Source organism: Melghiribacillus thermohalophilus (assembly GCF_004342905.1).
GTDB lineage: Bacteria > Bacillota > Bacilli > Bacillales > Alkalibacillaceae > Melghiribacillus > Melghiribacillus thermohalophilus.
In genome coordinates this window covers 91,346-99,044 of sequence record NZ_SMAN01000006.1, presented here as the reverse complement: position 1 = coordinate 99,044, position 7,699 = coordinate 91,346, and the positions used below count along the sequence as shown (strand labels likewise).

The 7,699-nt window shown below is 42.5% G+C and carries 8 protein-coding genes; 1 reads left to right on the top strand and 7 read right to left on the bottom strand.

Annotation, left to right across the window (positions count from 1 at the left end):
• Nucleotides 1–125: 125 nt before the first annotated feature.
• The 4 genes from EDD68_RS06715 to EDD68_RS06700 form a co-directional block, all read right to left on the bottom strand.
• The gene (locus EDD68_RS06715; protein WP_132371481.1) at nt 126–1,664 is read right to left on the bottom strand and encodes a fatty acid--CoA ligase family protein; all 1,539 of its coding nucleotides are present in this window, start codon (nt 1,662–1,664) and stop codon (nt 126–128) included.
• Nucleotides 1,665–1,815: 151 nt separating this feature from the next.
• Nucleotides 1,816–2,322 carry a GNAT family N-acetyltransferase gene (locus EDD68_RS06710; RefSeq protein ID WP_132371480.1) on the bottom strand — a complete coding sequence of 169 codons (507 nt, stop codon included), beginning with the start codon at nt 2,320–2,322 and terminating at the stop codon, nt 1,816–1,818.
• A 117-nt stretch (nt 2,323–2,439) separates the two neighbouring features.
• Complete coding sequence (lplA, locus tag EDD68_RS06705) at nt 2,440–3,444, bottom strand: lipoate--protein ligase (protein WP_132371491.1); 1,005 nt, start codon at nt 3,442–3,444, stop codon at nt 2,440–2,442.
• 40 nt (nt 3,445–3,484) lie between these two features.
• Entirely contained in the window at nt 3,485–4,219 is a 735-nt protein-coding gene (locus tag EDD68_RS06700; protein WP_132371479.1) for an MBL fold metallo-hydrolase, read from the bottom strand.
• A gap of 106 nt (nt 4,220–4,325) precedes the next feature.
• Here EDD68_RS06700 and yhfH point away from each other — a divergent pair, with 106 nt between their 5' ends.
• Nucleotides 4,326–4,457, top strand: a complete 132-nt coding sequence (gene yhfH / locus EDD68_RS06695; protein ID WP_243646778.1) for a protein YhfH — start codon at nt 4,326–4,328, stop codon at nt 4,455–4,457.
• A 158-nt stretch (nt 4,458–4,615) separates the two neighbouring features.
• On the opposite strand, the gene EDD68_RS06690 is transcribed toward yhfH, so the two are convergent.
• The 3 genes from EDD68_RS06690 to hemH form a co-directional block, all read right to left on the bottom strand.
• The gene (locus EDD68_RS06690) at nt 4,616–5,032 is read right to left on the bottom strand and encodes a YgaP-like transmembrane domain (RefSeq protein WP_132371478.1); all 417 of its coding nucleotides are present in this window, start codon (nt 5,030–5,032) and stop codon (nt 4,616–4,618) included.
• Between the two features lie 310 nt (nt 5,033–5,342).
• Nucleotides 5,343–6,749, bottom strand: coding sequence for a protoporphyrinogen oxidase (gene hemY, locus EDD68_RS06685; protein ID WP_132371477.1), 1,407 nt, complete (start codon nt 6,747–6,749; stop codon nt 5,343–5,345).
• The gene (gene hemH, locus EDD68_RS06680; protein ID WP_132371476.1) at nt 6,742–7,689 is read right to left on the bottom strand and encodes a ferrochelatase; all 948 of its coding nucleotides are present in this window, start codon (nt 7,687–7,689) and stop codon (nt 6,742–6,744) included. The genes hemY and hemH overlap by 8 nt, the downstream gene beginning before the upstream one ends.
• Between the last annotated feature and the right edge of the window lie 10 nt (nt 7,690–7,699).

Below are 7,699 nucleotides of genomic sequence, written 5' to 3'. Positions count from 1 at the left end.
TTCCATTAATATTTCATTCATTATAACAGGTTAATAAACAAAAAACCCCAGCTAGGGACTTTTTGTTATTTGTCCACTAACTGGGGTATAGTTCATTCAACAGAGGGCAAATCTTTTACTTCCGACTATTGTTTGATTTTTTCTTTCAGATGTCTGCGCAGGATCTTGCCGGTTGTGTTTTTCGGCAATTCTTCCATAAAAGAAATGGAAGAAGGGATTTTATATTTTGCCAGATGCTCTTTGCAATAGGCTATTAATTCCTCTTCTGTTAAGCTTTCATCCTTTGATACAACAAAGGCGGCAACCGCTTCTCCTGTATCGGGATCCGGCACCCCGACAACCGCTGCTTCAGCCACTTTCGGATGACTGTATAGCACTTCTTCTACTTCGCGGGGGTATACGTTATAACCTCCCACCAGTATTAAATCTTTTTTACGGTCAACGATATAAAAATAGCCGTCTTCATCCACCCGTGCCATATCTCCGGTATATAGCCATCCGTCCTTTAAAGTAGCAGCTGTCTCCTCCGGCATTTTATAGTAACCTTTCATCACATTTGGACCCCTGACGATCAGTTCTCCTACTTCTCCGACAGGAACCTCTTCTCCATTTTCATCTACAACTTTATTTTCCACATGGATGATACTGGTACCAATTGAACCGGCTTTCCGTGGCCGATCAAGAGGATTAAAACAAGTAACCGGTGATGATTCTGACAGGCCGTAGCCTTCAGAGATCTGGCAGTTGAACTTCTTTTCAAAGTTTTCCAGAAGGGCTACGGGCATGGATGCTCCACCCGAAACACATAAGCGAATCGATTCAAAATCAGATGATTTCCCCTCTGGATACTGTAACAAATAATTGTACATCGTCGGCACCCCGGCAAAGACTGTTGCCTGTTGTTCCCTTGTTAATTTAAAAATCGTTTCAGGTGAAAATTTCGGTACCACCAGAACCGTCCCGCCGCTCATTAATGGAGCGTTTAACGCAACTGTTAAGCAGAATACGTGGAACATTGGAAGGGTTGCAATTACCCTGTCATCAGGCGTAATACCAAGATATGTACCCACATCTTTCGCGTTTGAATAAAGGTTTTTATGGGTCAGCATAGCTCCCTTCGGTTTTCCAGTTGTGCCAGATGTATACAAAATAACGGCAACATCATCATCATCCAGATAAGGACGTTCAAAATCGAGTTCCCCTTCCTGTACGAGCTGTGTAAACGATTTCAATTTCGGCGAAAGGGATGAATGACCGAATGGTACTTCTGGGTTTGTTTCTGCAATAATATAATGCTCCACTTTCGGTAAATCTTCGGCCATTTTTTCAAACTTTTCCAGCAACATATCCAGGGTGATAATTCCTTTTACATCTCCATTGTTGATAATATACGACAACTCATCGGGTGTGTAAATCGGATTAATCGGTATGACAGTTACTCCCAGACGAAGTGCTCCATATAAGCCAATGACAAAATGAGGGGTATTTCCCACGACTAAGGCGATATGGTCCCCTTTTTGAAATCCCAATTTTTTCAGGCTTGATGCGAATTTCGTTACCGCTCCCTCCAGTTCCTGATAAGACGTTTCTTTCCCCTGAAAATAGAGTGCAGTTTTTGTTAAATTTTTCTTTGCAGTTACGGTTAGCTGATCACTTAAATTCATGTCATGCCCTCCCCCAGTTAAAAAAGTGTTATGAATGAACACTCATTCATATTATGATATTAAAAAATTTTCTAAATTTATTATAAAATACAGAAAACACCAGGACAAGGCTGCTGATCAAAAAGTTTGACGAATGAGAGAAGAAACACGGTTAAATATACCTGTGGTATCTAAGAGAAACAAAATCTTCTCCTTCTTTATTCGCGTATCCCGGCTTTTCGTATTGAAAAGAAAACCCTTTTGCTTCATAAAAAGGAATCCCCTTTTGATTACCCTTTTGAACCGAAACCCACTGTTCGGTGGCACCCCAGTTTTTTTGCTGTTCTGTAATGGCAGCTAACAGTCTGGTGCCAATTCCCTCGTTTCTTCGTTTCGGGTCCATGTATAGAACAAAAATTTCCCCGGATGTGTCTCCAATCATCCCCCCTCCCCCGGCGCCTATGACCTCCTCGTCTTCAAGGGCAACAAAATAACCTCCCCAGTTCCTGTCAGTATGGGTAACTTCCTTTAGAATCCGCTGTTGGTTATAAAACTCCTTTACAATTCTCTCAATATACTCTGCCGGCAATAAACCGCTGTAAGTACTCCAGTAACCCTCTGTACATACTCTGGCGATTCTTTTGACGTGATCTTTACTCGCTTTTATTATATCTACCAACTTGATTCCCTCCTGTTCACAAAGAGTAGTAGCACTGGCAAGAGGTTCGAATAAAAAATAGCAGAACCTGACTGCCGTGCCGGCTCTGCTACCTTTAGTACTTGAATGGTTTCTGGTTTAATAAACCATCCGAATAAACTCATCTCTGGAAACTTTTCCAAAGTAATGCTTCAGATCTACATCTTTTAAAGCTTTTTCAATGGACATGCGGTCATACCGTGTCCCTGTTAATCTGTGTTCGATATCTTTGACATCGCCAACACCAAAGAAATCACCATAAATTTTGCAGTCCTCAATGATCCCTTTTTTGACATTCATGCGGACATCAATGGAACCGACCCCTTCAAAACGCTTGGAGTGTTCAATATCAAAGGATGGAGACTTCCCATAATTCCAGTCCCAGTTCTGATAGCGGTCTTTGGAGATTTGATGAATCTCCGTCCAGTCTTTGTCCGTCAATTGGTAGCGGGGAACTTTTTCAGCCGAATCCACATCAAAAATATAGCGAAGCAAGAGGTCTTTAAATTCTTCCATCGAAATTTTTTCCTCAAGAAATTCTGAAATATTTGCCACACGGCTGCGAATCGATTTAATGCCCTTTGATCGGATTTTGTCGGATTTTACTCTGAGGCTTTTCACGACATTTTCAATCTCTGAATCAAGCATGAGTGTGCCGTGGCTGAACATCCGGCCCCGTGTGGCAAATTGAGCATTTCCGGAAATTTTCCTGCCTTCAACGACAATGTCATTGCGCCCGGAAAGTTCAGCCTTCACCCCTAATTTATGCAAAGCTTCAACTACCGGACGTGTAAACTTTTCAAAATCACTGAAACTATTTCCGTCATCTTTTGTAATAAAGCTGAAATTGAGATTCCCTAGATCATGATAAACTGCTCCGCCGCCGGACAAACGGCGGACGACATGGATATGGTTCTCTTCAACATAATCCGTATTGATTTCTTCAATGGTATTCTGATTTTTCCCGATAATGATAGACGGTTCATTGACATAAAATAATAAATATGTACGATCCTCCTCGATATTTAAATTCTTTAGTGCATATTCTTCAATCGCCAGGTTCATTCTGGGGTCGGTAATTCCCTCATTATCGATAAAATACATCATCGTTTCTTCCTCCTTTTCAATTCTTGCAAATCTAGTTCTACTCTCCGAACCACACGAGCCTTTCTTCTGCCAGTTTCGTTTTCCCTGAAAACACTTCCTGTGCTTCCTGTTTCAATTGACTCACGTTTCCAAAATGGGGCAGATGGGTAAGCCAGAGTTCTTTTACACCTGCCTCTTCAGCCAACCGGCCACATTCAATGCTGTTCATATGACCGGCACCTCTGCCATCCATCCCTTTATAAAAACTGCTCTCAGCGATTAGTAAGTCCGCGTTTGCAGAAAAAGAAGTGAGTTCCGGAAAATAACTCGTATCCGCAGTGTATACAACCGTCTGCTTCCCATCGCTGATCCTCATGGCATAACACGGCGCCGGGTGTCTGGTTTTAATAAAATCAAACTGAAAAGGCCCGAGTTGAAGACCCCGATCCGGATCATATGCCTCTTTCCTTGTATAGTGATGGGTCAACCGGTCAAATGATTCCTGATCATCCTCATGTCCATAGATTGGCAATACCAGATTCGAATGATGAAGTTGATGATGAATGAGAAAGGCATATTGCAGAGGACCGACATCGGCAATATGGTCATGATGATAATGAGATAAAATCACAGCGTCTAAATCGGCAGGTTTAATAACATTTTGCAGTCTGGACAAAACACCACTCCCACAGTCAATGAGACAGAAAAATCCATCTTTTTCCAGTAAATACCCGGAAGTCGCTCCGTTTGCCTCCGGATAGGCTCCCCAGAAACCGATGACCGTTAGCTTCATGACACCACCTCTCAAACAAAAAACAATTGTTATAAAACAGATAGTTGCAATAAATAAATTGTTATAATACAATATATGTGTAAACCATTTTACGGGGGGATTTGAAGTGATAAAGAGTGTGCTGGAATTTTTCCGTAACCTGCCTCAAAAAAAGTGTTCCAAGTGTGGCAAAGACATTCAGGAACAGGCAGATTGCTACGGCAACCTTTGCTATGACTGTGATCATCCAGCCCGCTAGGCTGGAACCATCTTTACCTTGTGATATGTGGTTGGAAAACTCCTTCTATTGATGAGCAGTATAATACTGCTCTATTTTTTTGTACTAATACAGCCTTCAAATCCCCTCAGTTTATACAATAACACAAAAAATGGCATGATAGAACGATTTTATTTTCTCTACCAGTTCAACCTTTTTTCTTCCAGCAAGTGAACCAGGGCATGTTTTTCCCGAAAAATTTGCGAAGTTGTCCGAATCCCAAGTCTTTGAATAAGGGGAAGAGGCGGACACCAGCCCTGAAAGGCATGTTGCATCAGAAATACGGAAGCCGTTCCTGTTAGAATTAGCCACTTTTTATGATGAATAGTTGCGAGTATCGTTGACAGAAGAACCACTGCTGCAAAATTGGCCTCAAGTACTCGCTCTGTATCCCATTCCTTTTCCAGTTCTTTGATTCGGTTTTCGATTTCCAGTTCATTTTTCGAACGGTAGGTTTCCATAACCTGTTCAATTTCTTCAGATACTTTTTCAAGAATTGCGGAGCTGGAATTTCGTTCTACTCTTTGAAAAGTCGGAGGGAACATTTTTTTAAGCATCCTTTCCTTTCACCTCTATTTGTATTCTTTTTCTTATATTGTCCACATCTTTGATTCATAATCTTCATGTGCGCATAAATTTTGATTGGAGAAGATAAAATGCCAGGCATAATTGCAGCTCAAAAACCATTAAAAGCTTAAAGAGCTTACTAAAGAGCTACCCGCCTACTGGTGGCTGATGAGGTCAGAGGGGATAAGTGCTGAAGCCGGATCAGCATAAAGTGATCTATCCATGGAATTCGTTCATTTCCCTTAACCAAATGAAAAACAGACAACTGCCTTTACCAGCAATTGTCTGTTTTTCATTTGGTTATTTCTTGTTCAGAAAATCAAGAACGTACCCAGCCGCTTGCTCTCCCTGGTCGATACAATCAGGCACCCCGAGCCCTTCATAGGAACTGCCCGACAGGAATATTCCAGGTAAATAGGTTTTCATATTTTCCTTTACGGTGTTAACTCGTTGCTTATGTCCCACCGTATACTGGGGCATGGCATCTTTCCAGCGCGTAATCACCCGGAACGCCGGTCTTGCCGTAATATTCATGGTTTTATTTAAATCCTTCAGCACGATGTTTTCCATTTCTTCATCCGGAAGATCCACAACCTCTTCATCGCCTGGTCGCCCTACATAACAGCGTAATAATGCATGTCCATCAGGAGTGGTGTGTGGCCACTTTTTATGGGTCCAGGTGCATGCAGTAATTCGATAATCACTGTTTCTTGAAACCACGAATCCTGTTCCGTCAATATCCTTTTTAATATCTTTATCATCAAAAGCCATGGCCACATTAGCTACGGATGTTGCGGGCTGTTCTTTAAACATGTGCATAAAATCATACTGGCTGAAAATTTTCTGAGCATGATTGTGCGGTACAGCCAGGATAATGCTGTCTGCATAGAGCCTGTCCCCACCTTTCAGGAAGACATGATAGCCATCTGCCCCTTTCTCAATATGGTCAACAGGGGTTTCTTTATGAACAGAGCCTGGGCCCAACTGGCGCTCCAGGGCTTCAACCATGGTTTCCAGTCCACTTTTGAGGGTCAGAAACATCCCCTGTTTTTTACCGCTGCCACTCTTTTGTTTTGAAACCGTCTTTTTTAATCCTTTTACTAAGCTCCGATGTTTTTGTTCCAGGTGGTAAAAATTCGGGAACGTAGCCATCAAACTTAATTGATCAATGTCCCCGGCATAAATTCCTGATAATAAAGGCTCTATTAAATTTTCTACCACCTCATCTCCCAGACGGCGACGAAAAAACGCTCCTAGAGATTGATCCTCTTTTGGCTCTCCTTTAGGCAAAATAAAGTCCAGTCCGGCTCTTAATTTTCCTCTGACAGAAAATAGACTGGACACCAGAAAGGGGGTTACCTCTGTAGGGATGCCCATAAACGCTCCTTTAGGCATTTCATGGAGACGGCTGTTTGCTAGAATATAGGATTTTCCTGTAGCATTCCGAACAAGCTGATCCTCAAGTCCCAGTTCCCGGGCAAGACGGGAAGCACTCTGTTTTCGGGCTAAAAAGGAATCAGGTCCCCGTTCGATCACAAACCCGTCTTTCCGTTCTGTCTGGATTTTGCCCCCCAGTTTAGGACCTGCTTCCAGCAGCTTGATTTGAATGGGGAGGTTTTCCTGCTGAATGGTTTTCTGCAAATAATAGGCTGCTGTTAAGCCGGTAATCCCACCGCCAATTACCACAACCTGTTTTGTTTTACTCATTGCTGATCCCTGCTTTTGCTTCTCTTAGGACTACCCGGGCAAGGGTGTCAATAAACTTCGGATGCACGTTTGGCATCTGCGGACGATAATAACTGGCACCCAGTTCATCACATACGACTTTACACTCATAGTCGTTATCATATAACACCTCGAGATGATCAGACACAAAACCCACCGGTGCATAAACAAAGGTGCGATAGCCTTTTTGTTCGAAGAGATCTCTGGTTAAATCCTGAACATCAGGTCCCAGCCATGGGTCAGGAGTATTGCCTTCACTCTGCCAGGCGATTTCATAGTTTTCAATGCCTGCTCTCGTTGCAATTAAATCAGCAGTTTCCTTCAATTGTTCTGGATAAGGGTCATTATACTGCAAAATTTTTTCGGGTAAACTATGGGCTGAGACGATGAGTACTGCCTGTTTACGTTCGTCCTGAGTCATGGTTTCGTAGACTTTCTTTATTTGATCAGCCCAGTATTCAATAAATCCTGGCTCATCATACCAGCTATCAACAGAATAAATTACCGGTCTTCCATGTTTTTCTGCTTCCTTTTTCGCTCTGCCATTATAAGATTTCACGCTGAACGTAGAATAATGGGGAGCAAGCACCAGACTGACGGCTTCCTCAATCCCGTCCTGTGCCATTTGTTCAACAGCATCTTCAATAAAAGGGTCGATATGTTTTAATCCGAGGTACATGTTAAACTCTACTTCATCCTGAATTTCATTTAACCGTTTTTCCAGGGATTCCGCCTGCTCCTTTGTGATTCGTGCGAGAGGCGAGATTCCGCCGATTGCTTCATATCTGCTCCGGAGGTCTTCCAGCATTTCCTCTGTAGGCTTTCGGCCATGGCGGATATGGGTGTAATACCGCTCTATATCTTCTTCCTTATAAGGAGTTCCATATGCCATGACTAAAAGCCCCATTGTTTTCTTTCCCATACTAAACACC

Bases quoted from the DNA above. Each gene is read 5' to 3' on its own strand.
- EDD68_RS06715 (WP_132371481.1), bottom strand. From the start codon at position 1,664: ATGAATTTAAGTGATCAGCTAACCGTAACTGCAAAGAAAAATTTAACA.
- lplA (WP_132371491.1), bottom strand. From the start codon at position 3,444: ATGTATTTTATCGATAATGAGGGAATTACCGACCCCAGAATGAACCTG.
- EDD68_RS06700 (WP_132371479.1), bottom strand. From the start codon at position 4,219: ATGAAGCTAACGGTCATCGGTTTCTGGGGAGCCTATCCGGAGGCAAAC.
- EDD68_RS06690 (WP_132371478.1), bottom strand. From the start codon at position 5,032: ATGCTTAAAAAAATGTTCCCTCCGACTTTTCAAAGAGTAGAACGAAAT.
- hemY (WP_132371477.1), bottom strand. From the start codon at position 6,749: ATGAGTAAAACAAAACAGGTTGTGGTAATTGGCGGTGGGATTACCGGC.
- hemH (WP_132371476.1), bottom strand. From the start codon at position 7,689: ATGGGAAAGAAAACAATGGGGCTTTTAGTCATGGCATATGGAACTCCT.